Below are 24,827 nucleotides of genomic sequence, written 5' to 3' on the forward strand. Positions count from 1 at the left end.
TCGCTTCGCTCCAATTAAAAATTAAAAATTATTAATTAAAAATTCTATCATTGGGAAATTGTACCCAAAATTAATTACAAATTATTATTATTCTTAATTTTTAACTTTTAATTGAAAAAAGGTCACGAAAGAACTGTTTTTTCTCTGACCCAAGCAATTAAGTTTTTGACTTTTCCTTTTAAGCTATATTGAGAAGTATCAATTGTATTAGCTTCTAGGATATCAGAAATCAACTTTGCAACTACACCAAAAGTAGAAGTTTTATTGTATATTAGATAATTACATTTGCTTAATAAATAGATATCTATTAAAGCTTGAACACCATTTTCAAATCTATCTGGACATTCAGGATTCTGATGTAAAGAAGATCCTGAGGCAGGGTACCACTTATCTGTCACTAAAATATTAGTATATTTATCTCTAAACAAATCTTCTACTGCTGGATTATCAGTAGCTAAAAATATCAAACTTTTAGGATGTTTTTCAAGAATCTTATCAACAAATTTTAAATAGAGGTTTTTGGAAGTTTTTCTGTCAGTATATCTAACATGAACGCCGATTACTATATCTTCAAAAGAACTATCTACAGTTTTTTTAACAATTGCTTCAATATTAGGGTGTAAACTCAGATTTTCTCTAATTATCTTTTTTAAAATAGTTTCATTACTCAGACTTTGTAGATAAGCGAAATCACCTAAAAAATGTCGTCTTAGCTTATAAGTCTCTGTTACATACGACCATCTAATCAAAATATCTTCACTATAATCTATGCGGGACATATTAGTAGTATATTTTGACCAGATTTTCGGGTTGTTATATCGCAAATCATCTGGAGATTCGTATGAGAGCAATACTTCATTCACAGATTTATCTAAGCTATTCTTCCAGATACTTGGATAGACAGATTGAGTAGAAGGTATTTCTGAAGCTTGAGTAACATTATGAAGATTAAAAAAGTCAGGAAAAACATTGTTGCGATTATTTGAGTAAACCTCATCGCTCCAATCAACAACTATCTTTCTATTAGTAAGTTGAGCATATAAAATACTGTCCAAGAGAGCGAGAAAACGGTTTCCCATACCTGCTTTGCCTTTTACTACTAAAAACTTCTCTGAAACCATTTTTGATTGCTCCTAACAATTTTAAACTCAAAAAATCGTTGACGAACCTGCCAGGGAAGGTTTTATTCATATTTTCTAGCTCGCCAAAATAATATCACTCATGATAGGTCAAATCAATAGTTGACGAACCTGCCAGGGAAGGTTTTATCTCTTTAGAGGCAGTTTATAGCCGTCATATTGAGTTCCCAGACAGGCTGCTAGGTAAGCAAGAGAAGGTTTTTTGTGATGGGGATATTGATACCCCGATTACTCATCAATTTGACCGACGCGGCGAATATTCAAAATGTCGCTCATTTTCTTAATTTGGACGAACACTTGCTCTAGTTGAGAGCGATCGCGTATATCTATTCCTAAATCGATCAATGCAGGTTGGCCAGCAGAGGTTTTCACCTGAGCATGACGGACATTAATTCCTTGGTCACTCAACCGTGACAAAATATCCTTTAGTACCCCTACACGGTCAAGAGCTTCAATTTGAACATCCACTGGGTAAGTATGCGGACGACCACTATTTTCGGCGGCTGGATTCCACCTAACTGGTACTAAGCGTTCATACTCCACAGTCTCCAGATTATGGCAGCCTTGGCGATGAATTGAAATCCCCCTACCTCGCGTTACCACACCAATAATTGGTTCGCCAGGAATCGGGGTACAACACCCAGCTAAATAATATACCAACCCCTCTACCCCAATAATTGGCGAATCACTGGAGCGTGAAGTAGTTGGAGATGCATCTCGCAAAGCTTTTGAACTTGGTTCTTTAGGGATAAATGGTGACACAGTGGCAACTGGTTGTTGTCCCTTCGCTACTTCTCGCCAACGATTTAGCACTAGGTTTAACGTAATTTCTCCGTAACCTAACCCAGCAAGTAAATCTTCCACGCTATGGTAGTTACACTTTTCCGCGACAATCTGCATCGCCTCTGACTTCAGCAGACTATCAAAACCAGTTTTGCCAAGTTCCTTTTCTAACAACTCTCGTCCACGTGCGACATTTTCTTCCCGGCGCGATCGCTTGTACCATTGTTTTATCCGATATTTCGCCGCCGAAGTTCTGACAAAGTTCAACCAATCTAAACTCGGATGGCAGTTCTTTTGGGTGAGAACTTCTACAATATCGCCATTGTGCAGCCGCGTTGACAGTGGCACCATTCGCCCATTCACCCGCGCCCCTGAACAGTGGTTTCCGACTTCTGTATGAATGCGATAAGCAAAATCTACAGTGGTAGCACCAGGGCTTAAAGGCACAACATCCCCCTTAGGGGTGAAGACATAGACATCATCTTCAAATAGATTATCTTTGACGCTATCAAGATATTCTTGGGCATCCTTGAGATCGGTTTGCCATTCCAGCAGTTGCCGCAGCCATGTAAACTTGTCATCTGTCGCTGTCGAATGGCTAATGCTAGAACCACCTGTTTCTTTGTACTTCCAGTGGGCGGCAATCCCATACTCGGCGATATGATGCATTTCGATTGTGCGAATTTGCACTTCTAAAGGACGGCCAGTTAATCCAATCACCCCAGTATGCAATGACTGGTAACGGTTAGGTTTTGGCAGTCCAATGTAGTCTTTAAATCTCCCAGGAATTGGGCGAAAAGCATCATGAACCACTGCCAACGCCCGATAGCATTCTTCATTGGTTTGAACAATTATTCGCAGCGCTGCCAAATCGTAAATTTCATGAAATTCCTTTTGCTGGCGGTGCATTTTTTGATAAATGCTGTAAAGGTGCTTGGGACGACCGCTAATCTCCTGAAAGTGGATTCCGGCTTGCTGCAAACGTTCTCGCAAAATATCTGTAGCTTTGGCCAATTTCTCTTCTCGGGCCGTCCGTTTTTCAGAAACATGCTCTTGCATTTGGCGGTAAGCTTCCGGTTCCAAATACTTGAAAGCCAAATCTTCCAGTTCCCATTTAATTCGCCAAATCCCCAAGCGATTGGCTAAGGGTGCGAATATATCTCGCGTTTCCTGGGCACTGCGGCGGCGGCTGGCCTCTGACATATATTGTAAAGTTCGCATATTATGCAAACGATCTGCCAATTTCACCACAATTACCCGAATATCTTGCGCCATTGCCAAAAACATCCGCCGGAAGTTTTCGGCTTGGCTTTCGGTTTTGCTGGTGAAATTGATTTTAGAAAGCTTGGTGACACCTTCGACCAATTGTCGCACTTCTGGGCCAAAGCGTTCTTCTATTTCTTGACTTGTAACTTCTGTATCTTCAACGACATCATGGAGAAATCCAGCTGCTATCATAGCAGCACTGCCTCCCAAGTCACGCAACAATTCAGCCACAGCGATGGGATGAGCAATGTATGGTTCTCCCGATTTGCGATATTGACCTTCATGCAGTTGGTAAGCAAATTCAAATGCTCGACCAATTAAGACGGCATCATGATGTTTTCGGTCATCTTCTGCTGCGCCGCTAGTTGTCGATGACTCCTTCAAACATTTTTTTAACCATTCGGGAATGGCAAGGTCAACTGATGAATTTATCGCTATACTGCTCATACAATTTGGGTTTGAATGGATCGGTAGATAAGTGAATGATAAATAAAACTAGCAGCATCGCCCTGATAAAGATGCTGTTGCCCAAAGAAGGGTGGAAAAAGCAGTGTAAGGACGATTCTCCAATTGCCAGTGGTAGTCATCCAGTTTGAATTTCAAGGATCGTTAAAGAAAATCCATTGATGGCAAATAAAGCCCCAAATCACGATTTGAGGCTTTTAGTACTGATAAGTGTTTAAGAAAGTTTATTGTAGAAGAAAAATTACTTGACATTAATACTATCTTAATTAGCACTGGATGTCTTTAAACCCTGAGAAATATCTGGCATTCGTAACTTTATTAGAGCAATTACGCTCCGATGCCACAACTACCCAAATCGCTGCGCCCGAACTGCGGCAGCGTGTAGCCACGTTGCAGCAATTTTTTGGGCAACAGATTGTGCCTTTGGCTGATGAAAACTGGCGAGTGCAGTCTTATCAAACGGAGATGAGCAAGCAATTGCGCCTGTTGGAAATAGATGTGATGTTTTTCCAAGGAGCGCGGCAAGCATCTACTGTACAAACGAGACTTCAAACGATTAGCGATCGCTTGACAACCCTCATTCAATACTGTGATGCCATTCTGCAACCAGAAGCGGAAGGAGAAAAATAACAATTGTTCACCTTTTTCTCTAATTTCTCCATCATCTCATTTATGACCTATGATGGAAAGTTATTTTGCTAACAAGTTGTCATTTGTCACTTGTACTGAGTTTCGACTGCGCTCAACTACCGCGAAGCCGTTGGCGTGGTAACAGAGCGTAGTCGAAGTGCAGCCTCTCCAAGAGTTGTATTTGTCATTGGGCATTGGTTATTCCGTTTCTCTCATCTCCCCATGCCCTATACCCCATTTCCAATACCTTTGAGGAGAAGATTCATGGTGCGGCGCATGTATGCTTCTACTGGCTCGGTTGTGGGTTTGAAGATCAGTGCATAATATAATGAACCGCTTACAAGGTCGATAATTAAGTCTACGTCTGCGTCCTTGTGAATTTCGTCTCTGGACTTGGCACGCTCAAGTATTTTAGAAAAGGCTTCACGTCGAAGTTTTGTATATTTTGTCCAATAAACCTCGGCAAACTGAGGATTGCTAGATGCTGTACTAACTATAAGTGCAAGTGTCTGACGACCAAGGGGACTATCTATTTTTTTGGCAGCATTCTTAATCAGGATATCCATGTCTCCCCAAAAGCTGCCAGTATCGGGGATCGCTAAATCATCTCTGAGACTTTCGATCGCGTCTGCAACTAGTTCTTCTTTGGAAGTATAACGCCGATAGATGGTTGTTTTACCAACTCCAGCACGAGAAGCGATCGCTTCTATACTCATGCTTTCATATCCTACCTCTGCAAGCAGATCCAAAGTTGCTTGCAGAATCGCTTGGTCGGCGTGGATGCTGCGTGGGCGTCCAGAGGTGCTGTTGATTTGCTTACTCATAAAAATATCATCCCCAAGCAATATCTTTTTGGTCATTTACTCCACTGTTGGGCATAGAACATCGCTTCTGGGAAACAAATAAGCTTTATACCCAATACCCTTGATTTAAGGGCTGCTGGCAACAATTTTGGGTTTTCAAGACGCGATCGATCGCCGTCTCTACAAGTGTTTTGTTGCTCATTCTGAACTGTATTGCCTTATAACCCAATTCTCATGCACTAAAACAGCAGCAATGACCATCCATCTTTAGCATAGGTATTTCTGCCATTTTTCAGAAAAAACTCTCTTGACCGTTTTTATATGATACGCTACCGTAGCGTATATATACAATACTTAATTTTAGCTAAGGCATTGCTCGACATCTTCCAAATATTATTTGTGCTAAATAATGGCTATTAACATTAAAGGTTCTAGTTTTGATCAATTTGGTTATGTCCACGGCCCATTGAAATGGGCGATCGCATTTACGGCTTCTCTGGGTGCAATATTAGAAGTAATTGATACTAGTATTGTTAACGTAGCTCTCACTGATATCCAAGCAACTTTGGGTGCAACTGTCAGTGAGGTGGGTTGGGTAGTTAGCGGATATGCGATCGCTAACGTCGTCTTAATTCCTTTATCTGCATGGTTGGGAGATTACTTTGGGCGTAAAACCTACTTTATCTTCTCGCTAGTTGGTTTTACGATTTCCTCTGTTTTATGTGGGCTGTCCCCCTTCAATCTACCGATGTTGATTGCGGCTCGAATTCTCCAAGGTTTATGCGGTGGCGGATTGCTAGCGAAAGCCCAAGCGATTTTGTTCGAGACTTTTCCCCCAGCTGAACAAGGTTTGGCCCAAGCAGTTTTTGGCGTGGGTGTAATTGCTGGCCCAGCAATTGGCCCAACCTTAGGAGGATTTTTAGTAGATGGTTTAGGCTGGCGCTGGATTTTCTTTGTCAACATTCCCTTTGGGATCGTTGCAGTCGCGATGTCTTTGGCATTTTTGCCAAAAAATAAGGATAAAAGCGATACAAAAAACCAAGCTGTTGATTGGTGGGGAATTGGCTTTTTAATCGTGGCTGTGGGTAGCATACAAACTGTATTAGAAGAAGGGGAAACAGACGACTGGTTTTCCTCTAATTTCATCGTCTCTCTGACTATCCTCGGTATTATCGGCTTGGGGTTGTTTATTTGGCGAGAACTGAAAACAGATCACCCGGCTGTGGATTTGAGAGTTTTGCGTCACCGTTCTTTAGCTGCGGGAAGCGTTCTTTCAGCAGTGGTGGGTATGGGGCTTTATGGCGCACTGTTTGCTGTGCCGATATTTGCTCAGAGCGTGTTGCAATTTACGGCTACACAAACAGGACTATTATTAGCACCTGGGGCTTTAGCGTCTGCGATCGGGATGGTTTTATTAGGCAAGCTAACTAGTATAGTTGATGCCCGATTTTTAATTGCGATCGGCGCTGTCGGCTCATCTGGAGTCATGTTTCAATTGGCAGCAATTACTCCACAAAGCGGCACAGACGATTTATTTTGGCCATTGGTATGGCGCGGAGCTTTTACTGTATTTATGTTTCTCCCTTTGAGTTTGGCAGTTTTAGGCCCGCTACCCAAAAAAGATATTTCTGCTGGTTCTGGTTTCTACAACCTGACTCGACAACTCGGTGGTAGTATTGGCATTGCCCTACTTACTACTCTGCTCGATCAAAGACAGACTTTTCATCGAGCTATCTTATTAGCAAAACTTAGCCCTTATGACCCAGAAACCAATCAACGTCTCGACTTGCTCAATGGGGCACTTCAAGGTCAAGGCATGGATGCGGCAACAGCACAACAACAAGCACTAGCTTTATTAAGTCAAACAGTAGATATTCAAGCTGCTGTTTTGTCTTACGCAGATTGCTTTCGAGTCGTAGGCATAGGATTTCTTTGCTCATTACCCTTATTATTATTCCTGGGTAAAGGCGGTGCAGGAGTGAAAGCGCCAGTCGGGCACTAGGCTAAAGAAAATAAGGAAATAGCGATCGCATCCCTATTCTAAATTTTTTGATTGCAAAACTACGTAATAACACGGCTTCTAGATCATTCTCTGCCGAAAGTGATAGCAGAAAATTAATACACACGGATTGTTCGGGATGAAAACGGGATGAAAAAAGCAAAAGTCCCACTCAGTTTTGAGCGGGACTATGTAAAGTCTTATTGCTAAAATGAGAAATTTTAATCTTAGAAAAAGTTCATTATTGTAATGATCCCAACGCTGGTTAACATCATTAAAGCACCCATAATTATAGATTGGCCTAATGGGTTGCTAAATTTTGCATTGTTCATTTAAGTAAAATCCCTTTTATTAATAGTTCCTTAACCATATCAAAATCAGTATAAATATCTATAAAACTAATGCAAAACTTAAATTACCGTAACGTTTCTTAGTAAATACTTCATTTATGCTTATCTAATAATTTCTACTGGGCATTGGGCATTGGGCATTGGGCTTTGGGCATGGAGAAGAGACAAGGTAGACAAGGAAGAGGGGGGAGACTTGGGAGAGAGTTGTTCAATAATTCCCCCTTGTCCCCTTGTCCCCTCACTCCCTCACTCCCTCACTCTCTTGCTCCCCTGCTTCGTCCCCATTCCCCATTTTCAAAATGTAGTAATTTCCACCCAAAATAATTACCTTATCTCCGAGCGGAATAGGCGTCTTCATGGAGTAAGATCGATATTAATCAAGGTAGAAATATTTGAATAGAAGATTATCATGACAGTCTCCACGGCATCTAGAAACCAAGCGATCGCTTTTGACTTAGAAAAATTAAATGAGCAATTTGAAACTGCCAGTCCCAAAGAAATACTGGCATGGTCTATAGAGAATATCCCAACGGGACTGGTGCAAACAAGTGCCTTTAACGTGGATGACATGATAATTACCCATATTCTTTACAGCGAACTGAAGCATCCCGTTCCTGTAATCTTTCTCGACACTTTGCACCATTTCCCTGAAAGCTTAGAATTAGTTGCCAAAGCCAAACAAATCTACAACCTGGATTTGCAAACTTTCAAAACTCCAGACCTAGACACTCGCGAAGCCTTTGAAGCCAAATACGGCGACAAACTCTGGGATACGGATATTGCTAAATTCCACCAGATTACAAAAATTGAACCACTGCTACGGGGTTTAGACGAACTCAACAGTGTTGCTTGGATTACCGGACGCCGCCGCGACCAAGCAGTAACCCGTGCAAATATGCCCATATTTGAATTAGACGGTAAAGGTCGGCTGAAAGTAAATCCTATCGCTACTTGGACTCGTAAAGATAGTTGGGTTTACGTGGCTGAACACGGAGTCATCTACAACCCTCTACACGATAAAGGTTATCCCAGTATTGGCGACCAACCCATTACCACCAAAGTAGCTGAAGGCGAAGACGAACGCGCCGGACGCTGGCGGGGAAGCGATAAAACAGAATGTGGAATTCATATTTAACAGGAAGTAGGGAGTAGGGAGTGGGAAATATAAGAAAATAAAAATTTCCCCCGACCCGACCTTCCCTTCTGTGCTTACTCTGCGCCTCTGCCGTTAAAGAACAATGTTATACAACAAATTTAGAGGCTACTTTATTGACCATTCTGTTGGAAAAGCTGCTCTAGAGAAGCTAATTCAGCTTCTCTAGCTGTGTCCATCTCTGGCAAAGGTCGCTGCATAATTGAGTGAAGCGATCGCTTTTGCACTTTTGTAGATTGCAAACCAAGTTCCTTCAATTCCTGTCCAATTTTTAAGATCAGATTGCGTCGGTCAGATTTAGCTACATCAGGACTTTGAAGAATAGCTATTTCAATAGCAGGTAAAATAAATTTCTTTACTTTGTCATATTCTCCTGAATAAATAGCATTTTGAGCTTGAGTAACTAGCTCTTTTATAGTTTCTAATGACTCCCAATCTTGCTGTTTCCGCTTTTCTATACGAAACAGCATATAGCTGTAACCTTCTAGGGGTTTGCCATCATGCTTAAAAGTTTTCGTTGTACCAGGTGAACCAAGACAGAGGCTATCCTTGACAATACAAAGCTTATCGCTGTTTATCTCGTTATCCTGCGCCAAAATTGCTGCAAAATAACCTGCTTTCAGGGAATTGCTACCACCTCCATCAGCTTCAGAAAATGTTTGTTGGTAGCCTAGTTCTAACCGACGCTCACCAATATCGAGTAAATCTTCAATACCCCGATATATTGGTTCTGCTAGCTTTATAACACTTGACAGTTCCGGCACAGGTAGCAATTCAGAAAATCTGCCCATCGTCTTAATAAATTTACCGATGGAGTCATTATTAGCTATGCTAAATAAGCCTGCTTGTAACTCGACTAATCCTTCATTGAAGGGAAATAAGGATGTGAGAGGATAGTTGCATTGAATAACTTTATCCAAATTACCTGCTATTGATTTTTCTAATTGTCCAGGTGCAGCTAGATAAGGAATTATTACGGATTTCCCACCGTGATTGAAGCGGACGGCAGCATGAACCACCGCATATCTTTTCTTGAACCATTCTACATCTTTAGCCAAGCGCATCTCCACTAGCCAGATACGACAATAGGCTTCACCTGCAAAAATAGTCTTTTCATCGTAGTCTTCATCAACTCGATGTTTTGGTAGAGAAAAAGTTTTATATTTTGGAGCCTCACGGCTGAAAGTTTCAGACAAACTCTGGATAAATCTCATGAAATTATTCCTCTGTTACATCAACCTAAATGCGTTGAAATTTGATTCCAAAAAGCACGAATGGGAATACCTCCTGTTGAATCTGGAGTCACGGTACGTCCTATACCGGGATTTCCTTGATGAATTGCAATTAATTCCCATTGGCGATTAAAAATTGGTGCGCCAGAGGAACCATCATCAGTTTTCACATTATGGTCAATGTAATCTTCTCCTACTTGCGTAATTTGCCCAAAGTCGGAAATTATCACTGGGTTTCCTTGTGGATGATGGATAATACGAACATCTTGGCCGCTATCTAATATAGATGTTTCATTAATAAAAATAGCTTTTTGTTGCTGAGGATTATCTTTTATTTTGACTAAAGCGTAGTCAGGGCGATTATGATAACTGACAAAAGTCATATCTAGTTCAAATAAATCATTGTCTAACTGACGGTTGTCAGCATTGTAGTTAAAACGTACCCAAGCTTGTCTAACTTGAGTTTTGCTAAAAATGTGATTGCAGGTTAGTAATAGATTTTTACCTATCAATACTCCTGTTCCAATACCCATTCCTTTGGGTGATTCGATTCTGCAAACAGTGTTACGAGCCTTTAAAGCGTTGAAGTTTTCCCGACCCTCGTTCAGCTAATTTAGTGAATAATTTTATATCTTGGTCTTCCAACTCATAACTTTCTTTTCGATTAAGTAGATACTGTAATAAATTTATCAGTGGGTGATAATCTACTCGCTGATTGGAAACTTTATAGTTTTTAAACTTTGCTACTACTATATTAGTTATTTCTACAGGACTACTGTTAAAATTTATAGTTCTAATAAATGAATCATCAATGCCAGATGTAATAAAAATACTTCTTTTATTGACCGCATTATCGAGTTTCATAGCAAATAAATTTTCTAGTCTATCCTCCAAATTTACAACCTCTCCCTGTTCTAAAAATATTTCAGGATTCATGACATTTTCATTTGTCCAACTTAAACTATAATTTCCAAATAATTGCAGCGACTCTTCAAGAGTTTGAGTAGCTAGGACAGAAAACGAACTAGCAACAGGTTCCAATATTTGTTGCTGAAATCTCTCATCTAATTTGAGATTAGATGTTTGCACGTTGTTGCTTAAAACTGGGGTTATGCTCGTAGAATCTATAGTAGTCTGGGTATAAGTGGTCTGATTAAATCGATCCTTCAAAATTTGAATAAATTCTTGTATGGAATAAGTAGAGTTAGAGCGGTATTGTCTTAATGCTTTTTCTATTGGTTTAGCAACATTTACATAAAGATTATAAATATATTCACGGCGTGCAGTCTTTGTATTCTCTAGCTGCTCTGAATAGAAACTGTACCATTGCCAAAGTGAGCGAAACTGATTGGTATTTGAGACTGATATTCCTGTTTCTCTAAAAATTTCTATTTTAAACCAAACTTCTTGATATAACTTTCTGTAATTTTCATCATTATACTGAATTGAAGAAATAGTATTATTTTCAGTAGCTATCTCTATCATGATTTCTTGTAGCTTTTCTATTTTGGCTTTTAATTCCTCCATTTGTGTTGGTTCTAACTCATTATCTAAAACTTCTTGTGAGGTAACTTTGACATAATTTTTGCATAAAGCAATATAAACTTGATTGCATAAATTTTGATAAAGGTTATGAATATAACCTCCCCGAAAAGCAGATTTACCTAACTTAGATTTCCAGTGCCTATACCAGTCCCATAGTGAGTAAAAATTGTTTGGATTTTGTATAGGAAATCCTTGGTATTGAAGGTCTTCTATTTGTGATGTTATTTCTTGATAAAGTTCAGTGTACTCGTCTTCTTTATCCTGAATTCGATACTCTTGGGAATTAGTAGCAACTACAATCATTATCGATTGTAGTTTTTGAATATTTGTTAATAATTCTTCAATTTCTGTTGATTGCATACAAAAATTACAGGATGCTGCCAATGTCATCTTGAAAGACTACACTAGCACCTTTGTCTATTCCTGATTCAGCAAATTTTTTATGTGTTCTACTAGTAGCTTGATCTGAGTGTTTCTATCCCTATACCACTCGCTAGACCAAATTCTGTAAATGTTCCAACCCAAGCCTTTCAGAATTTCGTGGCGGAGGCGATCGCGCTCCCGTGCGGTAGGATATTTATGATAAATAGTCCCATCACAAACAATACCCAACAAAAACTCTTCTGTTTCTTGCCGTCGATCATCTATTATTGCTAAGTCTATGGGATAGGCTGAACGACCTATCCGTTTTTTCACCCTGTATCCTTGCTGTGTTAGAGCTTGATATACATCCTCTTCAAAAAGAAAATCATATTCGGAAAAATTATTATCAAATTGCGTTTCTAATTTTTCACCACCCTTTTCAGCAAATTCAAAATATTTTTGTATCAGCCTCACTTCCTCATTATCCGAATCAAAATTTATTGCTTTAATAGAAGCTACTAAAACAAACTTGCTTTTTGCACGAGTTACTGCTACATTTAAGCGTCGCCTTCCTCCTGAATTAGTAAGAGGCCCAAATTTATGGATTAGCTTCTGGCTGTTTTCATAAAACCCAAACCCAAAGCTAAAAATAATTATTTCTCGCTGGTCTCCTTGAACTCTTTCTAGTGGTTTAATAAAGAAATTACGCGAGTCTTCTTGACACAATTCTTGAATTGTTGGATAGTCTGAACTAAGTTGCTGTAGTTTGTCTCGAATCATTTCTTCTTGAGATTCATTTAACGTAATAATTCCCAAAGAAAGTTCAGAAAGATCCTTATGCTCTCGACAATGTTCTAGACAATGCTGTATTGTCAGTTCTGCTACTTTTTGTGCTTCGCGGATATTATATTTTCCATTATCACCGGGGGTGTAGATTCCATCTGAAACGTACTCAAAATGAACGCCTAGATTAGGATTTTTTGCTGGATTTGGGAAAGTCAAAAGCTCTAAATCATAAAAGTTTTGGTTTGAGAAGGCAATTAAACTCTCGTGTTTACTGCGATAGTGCCATTTCAGCGTAAATTTATCTGGGAGTGACCAAGATTCATCGAGCAAGCTGTCATATATTTCTTGCTCCTCATCTTCACCACCTGAAGCATTGCTTTTAAAGAAATAAGTTGGCGGTAGTTGCTTCCTGTCACCAACAACTATTACCTGCTTTGCTCGCATAATTGAAGGTACTGCATCTTCGGTACAAACTTGGGAAGCTTCATCGAAAATTACTACATCGAACTCTACAGCTTGCGGTTCTATATATTGACTAACAGCAAGCGGACTCATTAGCCAAAAAGGTTTTAAGGTAGTCACAAGTTTAGAAGCTTCTTTGATGAATTGACGGATTTTTTTATGCCCTTTTTTTAATGTGTTTTGTTGTTCGAGTAATTGTATTTGCTTCCTTGCTTCTGGTTGTACAGACCACACTTTCCAGCGTTCAGCGTGGAGTTGTCTCAAACGCTGTATTGCTACTTGATACTGTTCATTATCAAGCTGAGAAAATTCTTCTAATTTCTGCTCATGCCTTTTTTGGTTAAAATTCCGCAATTCAGTACTATCTAAGATGTATTCCAACCAGTCCTTATAAATACCTTGTTGTAGAACTAAAAACCAAAAAATTGGTTGAATATTAGACTCTCTTAGTTTTAATAAAAAATCTTTAGCTCCAATATGTTCTAGTTTCTTTACTAGCTGTTCGCAGTCTAACCATTTCTGGAACCAATCTAGCTCTTTTTGGGCTTTATTAAGGAAATTTTCTACTTCATATAAAGGTTTTATTTCTAATTCACCAGGTTTTGCCATTGGTTCCTGGTGAAAATGTTGTTTGAGGAATTCAAAGCCTTCTGTTATCAAGTTTCGTGAAGTCTGTAAATTTGTTAATAAAGTCCTAAGTTCTTGCAAATTTTCAGATGAAGAGATAACTATTGCAACTTCCTTTGAAAGCAGTGAATGACTTTGTAGACTTTTCAACCAATTCAATGCTTGCTCAATAGCATCTAAGTCTGGCATTTGAGCTTCAAAGAATGAACCAAACGCTCGATGATATTGATGTGTAGTATCTTTTAATCTATTCCAAGTTTCACGTTGCCGAATTGCATTATCAATATCTTTAATTAATTCTTGGTCAGTCACTCTATTTTTTACTTTTTGGAGGCTAATAAGGCTTCTGCGAGTACGTAAATAACCACATTTTAACCAGCGAAAAATACCTTTATAATTCTGAAAGCGTTGTTTAAATTCCGTCAATTCTGGTAAATTCCAGCTTAAAAACTCATTGATGTATTTATTACTAAAATCTGAGCCTATACGTTGAAGTTCACCAATATCATCTTTAAGTTCATCAAAGTTTTGTTGCAAAGTATTTAATATCGTTCCTCGCAACCAATTCTTAGGAAAACGTGGAGGTACTTCAATAAGATGAGCTATCGCTAGCTGAAGCTTGTCTAAACCTAATAAAGTATTAGCAGGTTCTATTTTTAATAACTGCCGCAAACGAGTAGTAGTTATTGTGGCAAGCTGAATTCCTTGTCGCAAGTCGTCAATATTCTGGCGTAAGTCACTGCTAACATCAGAATTCCATCTCCTTATGGGACTACTTGACCATATAGTTTTCTGTCTTCCTCGAAAAAATGCCTCAAATTGTCCCAGATCATTCAGTAAATCTTTAGCTTCCAACAATAATCTTTTTTCTGACCAATCTTTAAGATTATAGGTATTAAATTCGAGTGTCGTATTTAACTCTCGTTCCAGTTTGAGTAATTCACCATAAAGTTCAAAAGCAGATTTGTTTATTGGCTGGTGTTTATGATGCAAACTTGCAGTATAACTATTGAGGCTTTGCTGACAGTTACGTAATTGTTGAAAGAATATATCTCGCTTTCCCTGTTGTAACTCAGTTTCATTTCTTTGTGACAAACGAATTTTAGTTTGATTTAGTTCTTTTACAAACTCTTTGGTGTTAGTTGTACCTTTATGGTGTAGGTTTAAACATAAGTCTTCAAGGCTAGGCTCAGAATCTCGTCGTAGTGTCTTGTATACGGCATCTAAGGCAGTCTCCTTTTCTGCAACTAGCAGAACTGTTTTGTTTTTGCCTATTAGTTCGGCAATTATGTTGGCAATCGTTTGGCTTTTTCCTGTCCCTGGAGGCCCCTGGACTACAAAACTAAGCCCTGCCTTTGCAGCTTCAATTACTACTTGCTGGCTAGAATCAGCATTACATATCTGATATATCAATTCAGGATTGATTGTATCCAGTTCTTTATCTGTGATAGTCTTAATATCACTACGATTTTCTTGTGCTTCTTGTAGAGCAAGCCCTTGCAGAACCGGGTGATTGGCGATGAGTTCCTGATTTTGTTCGAGATCCTTAACCATCGCTGTTTTGACAGACTCAAATAAGGTGATATAAGCAGTCTCTTCTAGTTGCCAATCCTGCTTTTCGCCTATAGCAGTACGCACTGCATTTATAAATCCTTCATAGCCCAAATTTTGAAGTGTTTCAGTTTCAGGCAACGTGATATTAAATTCGTCACGTAGCTTGTTTACTAAAAGGAAGTTAATGGAAATATCCTCATCAGTAGAGCATAGTGTATATTCTGGTGGCTTTTTACCTTTCTTTTGTAATTCCACTGGAATGAGCAACAGAGGAGATACTAACTTATCCTTCTCCTTTTTTTCTTGAGGCTTTGCAGTATCAAACCAGGTCAGAGTACCAAGGACTAAGAACAGGCTAATAAAACCCTTTTCTTCTATTGTTTTTTTTGCTTCTCTACGCAGTTTATCTAGAAGCTTGATGAGGGTCAGCTTCAGTTTGGTTAGTTCTCAACTCCTTAAAGGAAATTGATTCGGATTCATATCCAGCGAGGTTGTCAAATAAGATTAAAGATGATGTAACAACCTCAATTTTTGGCTTTTTGCTCTTTCGGAAGTCAAGTAGTGGATTACTGTTACTTGAACCAGCAAGTGTATCCCTCCAATCATTGATTTTTCGTTGAATTACAGGATCTATGCCGTTACTCATTGACTTGCGATTGCTAGCAGTTAATCAAAACAAACCTTTTTTCTGATACTTTATATTTTAAGTAAAATTCCTTAGAAAGTACATATTTTTGTACAAAGTTCATAAATATAGCGCAATAACCTATACTAAAACATCAAAAAACACGCAAACAACTGACCCGTAATTGCTAAGTTTGAGACATTTAGAGAGTTTTCAATAGCTATTTGTTATTAATATGTAGACATAAAATAAAGGACAAATATGATTAAAATCCTCCACCTCTCCGATATCCACATGGGAAGCGGCTTTTCCCACGGACGAATTAATCCTGAGACTGGATTAAATACACGGTTGGAGGATTTTGTCAATACATTGTCGATATGTATTGACCGAGCGCTGACAGATGCCGTTGATATGGTGATATTTGGTGGCGATGCTTTCCCGGATGCTACACCACCGCCTTATGTACAACAAGCGTTTGCTAGCCAATTTCGCCGTCTAATGGATGCCAATATTCCGACAGTGCTATTGGTAGGCAACCACGACCAACATTCCCAAGGACAGGGAGGGGCAAGTTTAAATATTTACCGCACTTTGGGAGTGCCAGGGTTTGTTGTTGGTGATACATTAACTACGCACTGTATCGAAACGCGTAATGGCAAAGTGCAGGTAATTACCCTGCCTTGGCTGACTCGTTCCACCCTGATGACTCGCCAAGAGACTGAAGGTTTATCTTTGGCGGAAGTCAACCAACTATTAACGGAACGTCTGCGAGTTGTTCTAGAAGGGGAAGTTCGCCGTCTTGACCCAGATGTACCTACTATCCTTTTGGCTCACTTGATGGCTGACAATGCTAGCTTGGGCGCAGAAAGATTTTTGGCGGTGGGTAAAGGTTTTACTCTGCCCTTATCTTTGCTAACGCGACCTTGTTTTGATTATGTAGCGTTGGGACACGTCCACCGCCACCAAAATCTGAATAAATCTAACAACCCGCCGGTGATTTATCCAGGGAGTATTGAGCGGGTAGATTTTAGTGAAGAAAAAGAAGACAAAGGCTATGTGATGATAGAACTGGAGCGGGGAAGCGCTGAGTGGGAATTTTGCCCTTTAACAGTTCGGACTTTCCGCACCATTGAAGTGGATGTCTCAAAAGCAGACGATCCGCAAGCGGTGTTAATGAAAGCGATCGCCAAGTATGATATTCAAGATGCTGTAGTGCGGCTAATTTACAAACTCCGCTCCGAACAGATGGATTTAATTGACAGTTCCTCTCTACATACTGCTTTAAGTCCCGCTCATACCTACACCATTCAAGCAGAATTAGTGAGTCAATTAGCCAGGCCCCGCATTCCTGAATTGAGTGCAAGTAGCAGCATCGACCCAATGGAAGCGTTGAAAACTTACTTGAACAATCGCGAAGACCTTAAAGATATCGCAACCTCAATGATGGATGCAGCACAAAAGTTGCTAGCAGATGATGTGGAAGTTTGGCTGGAAGCAGCAACTAATGAGTAGGTTAAAATAACTACAATGAGAAAATATCTAAGATGTGAATAGTAGGGATTACAGGAGTAATCATACAATGAAGATTAGAGGAATTAAACGCGGTCAAACTATTGAATTATTAGAGCAAATTCACAGTATTCCCGATGGAGCAGAAATAATCGTTAATCTAGAACTTCCTGATACTGAATCTGTAGTAGCAAAACTAAACTTAACAGATGAAGAGAGATTAGCAAAATTGAATCAATTATTTGGAGTTTGGCAAGACCAAACAGAGTTGATAGATGTCTTTGCTGAAATTAACCAGCAGCGTCATACTTACCAAGGAAGGGTAATAAACTCAATAGATAAATAGAATAAAGACTAATGTATCTCTTAGATACTAACATTTGTATTGCATTGCTTAACGGTAATTCCAAAGTAGTACCTGTATTTAATCGCTATTTCAGCCAATGCTATCTATCTACAATAGTAGTTTCAGAACTTTACAAAGGTGTTTACTGTTATAAACAAGTTGAAAAAAATTTAGAAACACTAGCACAACTAACTGAACTATTACCTATTGAGCCATTTGATATAGATGCTGCCAGACAATTTGGTAAAATCCAAAGTGAATTGAGGCAAATTGGTAGACCAACAGGAGAAGTAGATGCACTAATTGCTGCTGTTGTCCGTTCTCGTAATGATATTTTGGTTACAAACAATATTAAAGATTTTGAAAATATACCTAATTTGCAATTAGAGAACTGGTTAGAATAGCAAAAAAGCTATATATAAGTATTTCTACAAGTGAGCGATCGCCCGATCGTATATTCTCACAACAGGGGCGATCGCTCTTTCAATAATGAGAGAATAATTAATATGTCCACACGATTAAACCGATTCGTAAATAGTCGGTTGATTGGCGATCGCTCTTTCAATAATGAGAGAATAATTAATATAGTATAAATTCAGATAATTGATAGTCTTAATGAGGGCGATCGCTCAATATGATACTCAAGATGCTATAGTGCGGCTACTTTATTTTAAAAACAGCTTTACTGGCTAAAAAAAGTCGAATTTACACTACTGTTTTGTATTAAAAATCACATCTTTTTAGCAAATATTATGTATGGAATCAGATTGTTTTTCTATCCAGCAAAAAAACTGTCTTCTGAAATGCCTTGGTAAATCAGATTTATTTGCTACTTTCGATCGTTAATTGCTCATTGAGTAAAAAAAAATTAATTCAGATGATAAATATTATTCTATATACCCTATAATTCTCCTAATCACGGTATGCGTGTAGAAATACCGTAGATTTAGGGGTGATTCTAATGAGCAAGTCGCAACAACCGACACAGTTAAGTAAATTTCTAAGTGAAGGAATACAGCCTTATGTCATGAAAGCTTTGCAGAGTATACAACTCCGGTATCAACACGCAATTAAAAATTGGTTGAATGGACGCAGTGTACAAAGCTTTGTGAGTCTATTTTTAACAAGTATTTTTTTGAGTATAGCAGTTGCCTCCTGTTCTGGAAGCAGTTCAGCTAGCAAAAATGATGTTAAGCTAAAACTTGTATCTTTCTCTGTCACCAAAGCCGCTCATGACCAGATAATCCCCAAATTTGTCCAGAAGTGGAAGCAAGAACATAACCAAAACGTCACATTTGAGCAAAGTTATGGAGGTTCTGGCGCTCAAGCGGCTGCTGTCATTAACGGTTCGCAAGAAGCAGATATAGTACACTTGGCACTTCCCCTGGATGTCAGCAAAATTCAACAAGCAGGTTTGATTAAATCAGGTTGGGAAACCGAAGCTCCCAGAAATGGTATTGTTAGCAAATCGGTTGCTGCGATCGTTACTCGCGAAGGCAATCCTAAAGGTATCAATACTTGGGCAGACTTGGCAAAAGATGGCGTGAAAGTGATTGCAGCTAACCCAAAAACTTCTGGTATTGCTATCTGGGAATTCTTAGCTTTTTGGGGTTCGGTGAGTCTAACGGGAGGCGACGAAACCACAGCGTTAAATTATGTCACTAAAGTTTATAAAAACACCCCTGTTCTAACAAAAGATGCCCGTGAAGCAAGCGATTTATTTTTCCAAAAAGGTCAGGGAGATGTCTTAATTAACTACGAAAATGAGGTAATTTTGGCGGGTAAAAATGGGACTAAGTTGCCTTATATTGTACCCCAAGTCAATATTTCCATTGATAATCCTGTAGCGGTAGTTGATAAAAACGCCGAGAAACACGGTACAAGAGAAGTTGCACAAGCATTTGTTGATTTTCTTTACTCTACAGAAGCTCAACGGGAATTTGCAAAATTACAATATCGTCCTGTTAACCCCACCGTTAGCCAAGAAGTAGCATCACAACATCCACCAATTAAAACTTTATTCACATCTCAAGATTTAGGTGGCTGGGATATTATTCAGAAAAAGTTTTTTGGAGATGGAGCAATTTTTGACAAAGTGCAAGCTGCAAACAAAGCATGATATGTATTTTTTAATGCAGCATTCTTTATTTGCAGATAGCCAAGCATAAGCAGCAATTTACAGTCATTTTACTTAAATTAATAATTTTATGAGCTTTCGTAGCCGATTTAAGGATAGCTTTTTCTTAACATCTTTAATGCTTATTGCCAGCAGTATCAGTGCTTGTAACGGCGGGCAATTGAAAAGTCAAGTGAGTATTGATGGTGCAGCTGTAGGCTTTCCGATTTCTTTAGCAGTTGCAGAAGAATACGGTAAAGTTAAGCCTGAAGCTCAAGTTAGCGTTGCCTCAAGTGGTACTGGTGGCGGTTTCAGTAAATTTTGTAATGGCGATATTGATATCGCTGGTGCTTCTCGTACCATTAGAGATGAAGAAATCAAAAAATGTCAAAGTAAGAATATTAACTTTGTCGAATTGCCTGTAGCTTTAGATGGCATCGCCGTGATTGCCAACCGTCAAAATAACTTTGCCAAATGTCTAACTATTAAGGAACTGGGTAAGATTTGGGGCGGCAAATCAGACGGCAAAATATTGTCATGGAATCAAGTTAATCCCAAGTTTCCTAACGAAAAGCTGAAGCTATATGCTCCATCTTCGGATACGGGAACATTCGATTATATGACTCAAGCTGTGACTGGCAAAGCCAAGAATGGCCGTACAGACTACACTGCCACTCAGAATCAAAACCTTCTCGTACAAGGAGTGTCAGGTGATGTAACAGCCTTGGGTTATGTTGGAATATCTTACTACATTCAAAATCAAGAAAAACTGAATCTAGTTGCTGTAGAAAGTCTTACTGGAAAGTGTGAAAAACCAGTTCCGGTGGATAATGTAATTAAAAATATCTATACACCTTTGTCTCGTCCTCTCTTCATCTATGTCAGCAAAAAATCTTTAGATACTAAGCCAGCAGTTAAAGAATTTGTAGATTTTTATCTAGAAAATTCTTGGAAGTGGGTAGATAGTGTAGGTTATGTAGCATTACCTGATGAAGCTTATCTCAAAGTCAAACAAAAATTTGCTACTGGTGAAACTGGGACAAAGTTTAAAAAAGCAAAACCAGGTGAACCGATCACAAACTTTATTTAAATAAAGTCTCAGGCATAGTAGTTTAATTTTAGTGAGAAGTTAATTGTTTATGCAAAATACTAATTCTCAAGATGGTCTTTATCTACAATCCAGAGAATCACTGGATAAAAATCCATCTGAAGATATATCTGAAAAGATTGTGGCGGTAATTTTATTTGCTTGTGCTTTAGTTTCGGTTTTGACTACTTTTGGTATTGTTGTAATTATCTTTCAGGAGACATTCAGTTTTTTCCAAGAAGTTTCCTTTGCCAAATTCTTTCTTGATACTAAATGGACACCTCTATTTGCAGAGAAACATTTTGGCATTTGGCCCTTAATTAATGGCACTTTTTTAACTACAGCTATTGCAATGGCGGTTGCTATTCCTCTAGGTTTATCTTCTGCGATTTATTTAAGTGAGTATGCTCAACCCAAAGTAGCAGCTATTTTACGTCCGGCAGTGGAACTTTTGGCGGGAGTACCTACAGTAGTATATGGTTACTTTGCGCTGTTGTTCTTAACACCATTGCTGCGGAATGTTATCCCTCTGGAAATATTCAACGCTTTGAGTGCGGGATTAATGATGGGGGTAATGATTACTCCTACTGTTGGTTCTATCAGCTTAGATGCCATCCGAGCAGTTCCGCGTTCTTTGCGAGAAGGATCTTATGCTTTAGGTATCACTAAACTGGAAACCATTTTTAAAGTAGTTCTACCAGCCGCACTTTCTGGAATCATCGCCTCGATTATTTTGGGTATTTCTCGAGCTGTGGGTGAAACAATGACTGTTCTCATCGCCGCTGGACAGCAACCAAGACTAACTATCAACTTTGCGGAATCAGTAGAAACAATGACAGCCTACATGGCACAAATTTCTGGTGGAGATAGTCCGCGTGGTAGCCTGAATTTCAAAACATTATATGCTGTAGGTGCTGTTTTATTTCTACTTACCCTTGCTTTGAATATTGTTAGTTTCTGGATTGCTAATCGCTTTAAGGAAAAATACGACTAAATAAATATGGCTACAAGTTATCAACAAAATGATTCTCTAGATTCTGCGGCAGAATTTACCGATAATGTTGAAAGTAGAGAAACATTGGGTAAAGTATTTGAAGTACTTTTTTTGTTAGGATTGCTGATTGGTTTATTTATCCTAGCGTTGCTACTTTTTGATATTTTGAAAGACGGATTAGGCAGATTTTTATCACCCGGCTTTCTCACGGAAACTCCTTCTCGTTTTCCTGACCAAGGTGGTATCCGTCCTGCAATTGTCAGCAGCATTCTTTTAGGGTTGGTTGTGATTTTAGTTACTGTCCCCATTGGTGTCGGAGCAGCTTTATATCTAGAAGAGTATGCACCTAAAGCTTGGTGGACAGCGATTATTGAGATTAATATCAGTAATTTGGCAGGTGTACCTTCTATTGTCTATGGATTGCTGGGTTTAGGGGTTTTCAATTATTTGCTTGGGTTTGGCCCTGCTTTGATTTCCGGTGCATTGACTTTATCTTTGTTGTCTTTACCAGTAATTATTGTGACAGCTAGAGAAGCAATTCGCTCTGTCCCAGATTCCTTGAGAAATGCTTCTTACGGATTAGGTGTCACAAAATGGCGAACTATTAGCAATCATGTCATACCTTATGCTGTTCCCGGTATTCTGACGGGGGTAATTATCTCTGTATCCCGTGCTATAGGTGATGCAGCCTCTCTGATTGTTGTCGGTGCTGTGGGTTTTCTCACCTTTAACCCTGGTTTGTTTCAGAGGTTTATGGCATTACCCATTCAAATTTACAGTTATATAACTCGTCCTGAACCGGGTTTTGCAAGTGCAGCAGCAGCCACAATTATTGCGTTGTTAATCTTGATTTTAGCTTTAAATGGTGTTGCAATTTATATTCGCCAACGCTTCTCAATAAATTAGGTAATTAAATATCTAATTTGGATAGATTCACAGATATTGGAGTTCAATCACATGACTTATAGCAATAGTAGAAGTAAATCAGATAGTGCCACAATTGACCAAGATAATAGCGTCTTCAATGTTGAAGGTGTAAAGGTTTTGTATGGAGGATTTCTGGCACTTTTAGATGTATATCTCAAGATTCCTGAAAAACAAATTATTGCTTTTATTGGGCCTTCAGGATGTGGTAAAAGTACCTTACTGCGTTGCTTCAATCGGATGAATGATTTAATCCCTGGAGCAAAGGTTGAGGGTAGACTGAATTATCGCGATCGCAACATTTACGATCCTAAGATCAATTCTGTAAAATTACGCCGCCAAGTCGGCATGGTTTTTCAAAGACCGAATCCTTTCCCCAAATCAATATACGAAAATGTTTCCTTTGGGCCGCGGGCTAACGGTTATAAAGGTAACATTGATGAATTGGTGGAAGATTCTCTCAGACGCGCTGCTATCTGGGATGAAGTCAAGGACAAACTTAAAGAGAAAGGTACTGCATTATCTGGCGGACAACAGCAACGACTTTGCATTGCGCGTGCGATCGCCATGAAGCCAGATGTATTATTAATGGATGAACCCTGTTCTGCTCTCGACCCAATTTCTAGCCGCCAAGTAGAAGAACTCTGCTTAGAACTCAAGGAGCAATACACCATCATTATGGTGACTCACAACATGCAACAAGCTTCTAGAGTCGCAGATTACACGGCTTTCTTCAATACAGAAATTGACGAGCATGGCAAACGTCGCGGAAAATTAGTTGAGTTTAATCCGACAGCGCAAATGTTCAGTTCTCCTCAAACGAAAGAAGCTGAGGATTATATCAGTGGACGGTTTGGCTAAAGAGGCATCACAGTAGAAGGGGAAAGGTAAGAGTCAAGTTCAGTTGTGAACTACTATTATTCTTTTGCCCTTTAACCTTTCCCTCCCGTACAAGCTGAGACTAGATAATATATATACATCTAACTACGAATTAAAGGCATACAGTGGAAATTCAAGAATTAAAAGCATTGATTAAAGAAACTATGCGTGAAGTTCTGCAAGAAGAAAGACTTCGCCTTTGCCAAATTCTTATTCCTTACATAAATGATGATGAGCAACGCGAACTTGAAGCTGAGTTTGGTGTACCTTCAGATGATGCTGAGGATGAAGTAATTGATATGACCGATTGGGTAAGATATGGCAATAAAATTTCGCAAAAAAGCGATTAAATTTTTAGAAAAAGCAAATCCCGAAGATGTCGAAAATATTCGGGAGCAAATAAAGCAAATTTTTATTGCTGTCGAAGACTAAGGTATTATCCCGTTTACAGAACTAGATATCAAAAAGATGAAAGGTGATTGGGAGGGATTTTACAGACTACGTATAGGTAAAAACAGAATTATTTTTACAGTCGATATTAATTCCAAAGACATCGAAATTTACGCTATTGGTGCGAGAGGAGATGTTTATAAAAATAATTCGTAATTAGTAAGTTAATAACTGGGAATTACCAAAGTAATTCTGGAAAATATACTGAGGCTTGAAAGTACTAAACTGAAGTAACATTTTAGTCTAGCACTTATACTGTGTATTATGTTTAAGCCTCTGTCATTTGCTTTAGTTGCAGCTACCATTCTAGTTGCATCAATCAATAATCCCAGTGCCACTTTCGCTCGAACTTGTGCCTCTAAGTGTGGGTCGCACCAAATTCAATTTACACCTGGGCAACACATCAGAGTTGAAGTTATAAATAGCACACCTAACCCGATCAAAATCCAAAAACCTTCTGGGACTGATGCAATATCTTTGAGTCCAGGGCAGAAATTGAGTTTAGAAGAAATAGAGGGTACGGAGCCAAATACATCTTTGATATTTTGGAGCGAAAAGGGTTTGTCACTGCAAGCAATTGTCTCGAAACTTAATTTTGGCACATTGCGGCTGGAACTCTGTCCGACTTGGCGCTCTCCGGGCGATCGCTCGTTATATATTATGGATGATGGTAGGATAAACGTGTTTTAGATAGCAAATTAATGTTATTAGTTATGAGTTAAGAAATAACTTTCAAT

At 38.9% G+C, this 24,827-nt stretch carries 21 protein-coding genes; 13 read left to right on the forward strand and 8 right to left on the reverse strand.

The genetic code is table 11. The features are described from left to right. Positions 1 to 122: 122 nt before the first annotated feature. Both NSTCB13_RS32125 and NSTCB13_RS32130 read right to left on the reverse strand, forming a co-directional pair. Positions 123 to 1,121 carry a nodulation protein NodZ gene (locus NSTCB13_RS32125; RefSeq protein WP_445631634.1) on the reverse strand — a complete coding sequence of 333 codons (999 nt, stop codon included), beginning with the start codon at positions 1,119 to 1,121 and terminating at the stop codon, positions 123 to 125. A gap of 246 nt (positions 1,122 to 1,367) precedes the next feature. Then, a complete protein-coding gene (locus NSTCB13_RS32130; protein WP_448275098.1) occupies positions 1,368 to 3,635 on the reverse strand; it encodes a RelA/SpoT family protein in 2,268 nt (755 codons plus the stop codon). A 294-nt stretch (positions 3,636 to 3,929) separates the two neighbouring features. On the opposite strand from NSTCB13_RS32130, the gene patD reads away from it, so the two are divergent. Then, positions 3,930 to 4,283 (forward strand): heterocyst frequency control protein PatD, encoded by a 354-nt coding sequence (gene patD, locus NSTCB13_RS32135; RefSeq protein WP_445631636.1) that lies wholly within the window; start codon positions 3,930 to 3,932, stop codon positions 4,281 to 4,283. 60 nt (positions 4,284 to 4,343) lie between these two features. Here the strand turns inward: patD and NSTCB13_RS32140 are convergent, their stop codons facing one another. After that, a complete protein-coding gene (locus NSTCB13_RS32140; protein WP_448275099.1) occupies positions 4,344 to 4,478 on the reverse strand; it encodes a hypothetical protein in 135 nt (44 codons plus the stop codon). Between the two features lie 32 nt (positions 4,479 to 4,510). Next, positions 4,511 to 5,107 (reverse strand): TetR/AcrR family transcriptional regulator, encoded by a 597-nt coding sequence (locus NSTCB13_RS32145; protein ID WP_448275101.1) that lies wholly within the window; start codon positions 5,105 to 5,107, stop codon positions 4,511 to 4,513. Between the two features lie 388 nt (positions 5,108 to 5,495). Here NSTCB13_RS32145 and NSTCB13_RS32150 point away from each other — a divergent pair, with 388 nt between their 5' ends. Both NSTCB13_RS32150 and cysH read left to right on the forward strand, forming a co-directional pair. Then, complete coding sequence (locus NSTCB13_RS32150) at positions 5,496 to 7,088, forward strand: DHA2 family efflux MFS transporter permease subunit (RefSeq protein WP_448275102.1); 1,593 nt, start codon at positions 5,496 to 5,498, stop codon at positions 7,086 to 7,088. 756 nt (positions 7,089 to 7,844) lie between these two features. Continuing rightward, a complete protein-coding gene (gene cysH / locus NSTCB13_RS32155) occupies positions 7,845 to 8,570 on the forward strand; it encodes a phosphoadenosine phosphosulfate reductase (RefSeq protein WP_448275103.1) in 726 nt (241 codons plus the stop codon). 131 nt (positions 8,571 to 8,701) lie between these two features. Here the strand turns inward: cysH and NSTCB13_RS32160 are convergent, their stop codons facing one another. Genes NSTCB13_RS32160 through NSTCB13_RS32175 form a run of 4 tightly spaced genes read right to left on the reverse strand, consistent with a single transcriptional unit; the run spans position 8,702 to position 15,592 of the window. Continuing rightward, positions 8,702 to 9,802: a hypothetical protein gene (locus NSTCB13_RS32160; RefSeq protein WP_448275104.1), complete on the reverse strand. Its 1,101-nt coding sequence runs from the start codon at positions 9,800 to 9,802 to the stop codon at positions 8,702 to 8,704. A gap of 20 nt (positions 9,803 to 9,822) precedes the next feature. Then, positions 9,823 to 10,353: a S1 family peptidase gene (locus NSTCB13_RS32165; protein ID WP_448275105.1), complete on the reverse strand. Its 531-nt coding sequence runs from the start codon at positions 10,351 to 10,353 to the stop codon at positions 9,823 to 9,825. Positions 10,354 to 10,384: 31 nt separating this feature from the next. Further along, positions 10,385 to 11,755, reverse strand: a complete 1,371-nt coding sequence (locus tag NSTCB13_RS32170; RefSeq protein WP_448275107.1) for a hypothetical protein — start codon at positions 11,753 to 11,755, stop codon at positions 10,385 to 10,387. A 27-nt stretch (positions 11,756 to 11,782) separates the two neighbouring features. Then, on the reverse strand, positions 11,783 to 15,592 hold the full coding sequence (locus tag NSTCB13_RS32175) for an AAA domain-containing protein (protein WP_448275862.1): 3,810 nt from the start codon (positions 15,590 to 15,592) through the stop codon (positions 11,783 to 11,785). A 451-nt stretch (positions 15,593 to 16,043) separates the two neighbouring features. Here NSTCB13_RS32175 and NSTCB13_RS32180 point away from each other — a divergent pair, with 451 nt between their 5' ends. The 10 genes from NSTCB13_RS32180 (at position 16,044) to NSTCB13_RS32225 (ending at position 24,780) form a co-directional block, all read left to right on the forward strand. Beyond that, a complete protein-coding gene (locus NSTCB13_RS32180) occupies positions 16,044 to 17,297 on the forward strand; it encodes an exonuclease SbcCD subunit D (protein WP_322673598.1) in 1,254 nt (417 codons plus the stop codon). A 67-nt stretch (positions 17,298 to 17,364) separates the two neighbouring features. Then, complete coding sequence (locus tag NSTCB13_RS32185; RefSeq protein ID WP_445631641.1) at positions 17,365 to 17,640, forward strand: hypothetical protein; 276 nt, start codon at positions 17,365 to 17,367, stop codon at positions 17,638 to 17,640. An 11-nt stretch (positions 17,641 to 17,651) separates the two neighbouring features. Then, positions 17,652 to 18,044, forward strand: a complete 393-nt coding sequence (locus tag NSTCB13_RS32190) for a type II toxin-antitoxin system VapC family toxin (RefSeq protein WP_448275109.1) — start codon at positions 17,652 to 17,654, stop codon at positions 18,042 to 18,044. Between the two features lie 557 nt (positions 18,045 to 18,601). Next, positions 18,602 to 19,759 (forward strand): sulfate ABC transporter substrate-binding protein, encoded by a 1,158-nt coding sequence (locus tag NSTCB13_RS32195; RefSeq protein WP_448275111.1) that lies wholly within the window; start codon positions 18,602 to 18,604, stop codon positions 19,757 to 19,759. 88 nt (positions 19,760 to 19,847) lie between these two features. Continuing rightward, the gene (locus NSTCB13_RS32200; protein ID WP_448275112.1) at positions 19,848 to 20,846 is read left to right on the forward strand and encodes a PstS family phosphate ABC transporter substrate-binding protein; all 999 of its coding nucleotides are present in this window, start codon (positions 19,848 to 19,850) and stop codon (positions 20,844 to 20,846) included. Positions 20,847 to 20,895: 49 nt separating this feature from the next. Beyond that, on the forward strand, positions 20,896 to 21,837 hold the full coding sequence (pstC, locus tag NSTCB13_RS32205; RefSeq protein ID WP_445631645.1) for a phosphate ABC transporter permease subunit PstC: 942 nt from the start codon (positions 20,896 to 20,898) through the stop codon (positions 21,835 to 21,837). Between the two features lie 6 nt (positions 21,838 to 21,843). Beyond that, complete coding sequence (gene pstA / locus NSTCB13_RS32210; protein WP_445631646.1) at positions 21,844 to 22,743, forward strand: phosphate ABC transporter permease PstA; 900 nt, start codon at positions 21,844 to 21,846, stop codon at positions 22,741 to 22,743. Positions 22,744 to 22,794: 51 nt separating this feature from the next. Next, positions 22,795 to 23,622, forward strand: coding sequence for a phosphate ABC transporter ATP-binding protein PstB (gene pstB / locus NSTCB13_RS32215; RefSeq protein ID WP_448275114.1), 828 nt, complete (start codon positions 22,795 to 22,797; stop codon positions 23,620 to 23,622). A 143-nt stretch (positions 23,623 to 23,765) separates the two neighbouring features. Continuing rightward, a complete protein-coding gene (locus NSTCB13_RS32220; RefSeq protein WP_334817945.1) occupies positions 23,766 to 23,990 on the forward strand; it encodes a hypothetical protein in 225 nt (74 codons plus the stop codon). Between the two features lie 364 nt (positions 23,991 to 24,354). Beyond that, complete coding sequence (locus NSTCB13_RS32225; protein ID WP_448275116.1) at positions 24,355 to 24,780, forward strand: hypothetical protein; 426 nt, start codon at positions 24,355 to 24,357, stop codon at positions 24,778 to 24,780. The last annotated feature ends 47 nt before the right edge of the window (positions 24,781 to 24,827 follow it).

Source organism: Nostoc sp. DSM 114160 (genome assembly GCF_053470305.1).

Excerpts from the sequence above, each read along its gene's own strand:
- NSTCB13_RS32125 (WP_445631634.1), bottom strand. The coding sequence starts at position 1,121 with ATGGTTTCAGAGAAGTTTTTAGTAGTAAAAGGCAAAGCAGGTATGGGA.
- NSTCB13_RS32130 (WP_448275098.1), bottom strand. The coding sequence starts at position 3,635 with ATGAGCAGTATAGCGATAAATTCATCAGTTGACCTTGCCATTCCCGAA.
- patD (WP_445631636.1), top strand. The coding sequence starts at position 3,930 with ATGTCTTTAAACCCTGAGAAATATCTGGCATTCGTAACTTTATTAGAG.
- NSTCB13_RS32140 (WP_448275099.1), bottom strand. The coding sequence starts at position 4,478 with ATGCCCAATGACAAATACAACTCTTGGAGAGGCTGCACTTCGACTACG.
- NSTCB13_RS32145 (WP_448275101.1), bottom strand. The coding sequence starts at position 5,107 with ATGAGTAAGCAAATCAACAGCACCTCTGGACGCCCACGCAGCATCCAC.
- NSTCB13_RS32150 (WP_448275102.1), top strand. The coding sequence starts at position 5,496 with ATGGCTATTAACATTAAAGGTTCTAGTTTTGATCAATTTGGTTATGTC.
- cysH (WP_448275103.1), top strand. The coding sequence starts at position 7,845 with ATGACAGTCTCCACGGCATCTAGAAACCAAGCGATCGCTTTTGACTTA.
- NSTCB13_RS32160 (WP_448275104.1), bottom strand. The coding sequence starts at position 9,802 with ATGAGATTTATCCAGAGTTTGTCTGAAACTTTCAGCCGTGAGGCTCCA.
- NSTCB13_RS32165 (WP_448275105.1), bottom strand. The coding sequence starts at position 10,353 with ATGGGTATTGGAACAGGAGTATTGATAGGTAAAAATCTATTACTAACC.
- NSTCB13_RS32170 (WP_448275107.1), bottom strand. The coding sequence starts at position 11,755 with ATGACATTGGCAGCATCCTGTAATTTTTGTATGCAATCAACAGAAATT.
- NSTCB13_RS32180 (WP_322673598.1), top strand. The coding sequence starts at position 16,044 with ATGATTAAAATCCTCCACCTCTCCGATATCCACATGGGAAGCGGCTTT.
- NSTCB13_RS32185 (WP_445631641.1), top strand. The coding sequence starts at position 17,365 with ATGAAGATTAGAGGAATTAAACGCGGTCAAACTATTGAATTATTAGAG.
- NSTCB13_RS32190 (WP_448275109.1), top strand. The coding sequence starts at position 17,652 with ATGTATCTCTTAGATACTAACATTTGTATTGCATTGCTTAACGGTAAT.
- NSTCB13_RS32195 (WP_448275111.1), top strand. The coding sequence starts at position 18,602 with ATGAGCAAGTCGCAACAACCGACACAGTTAAGTAAATTTCTAAGTGAA.
- NSTCB13_RS32200 (WP_448275112.1), top strand. The coding sequence starts at position 19,848 with ATGAGCTTTCGTAGCCGATTTAAGGATAGCTTTTTCTTAACATCTTTA.
- pstC (WP_445631645.1), top strand. The coding sequence starts at position 20,896 with ATGCAAAATACTAATTCTCAAGATGGTCTTTATCTACAATCCAGAGAA.
- pstA (WP_445631646.1), top strand. The coding sequence starts at position 21,844 with ATGGCTACAAGTTATCAACAAAATGATTCTCTAGATTCTGCGGCAGAA.
- pstB (WP_448275114.1), top strand. The coding sequence starts at position 22,795 with ATGACTTATAGCAATAGTAGAAGTAAATCAGATAGTGCCACAATTGAC.
- NSTCB13_RS32225 (WP_448275116.1), top strand. The coding sequence starts at position 24,355 with ATGTTTAAGCCTCTGTCATTTGCTTTAGTTGCAGCTACCATTCTAGTT.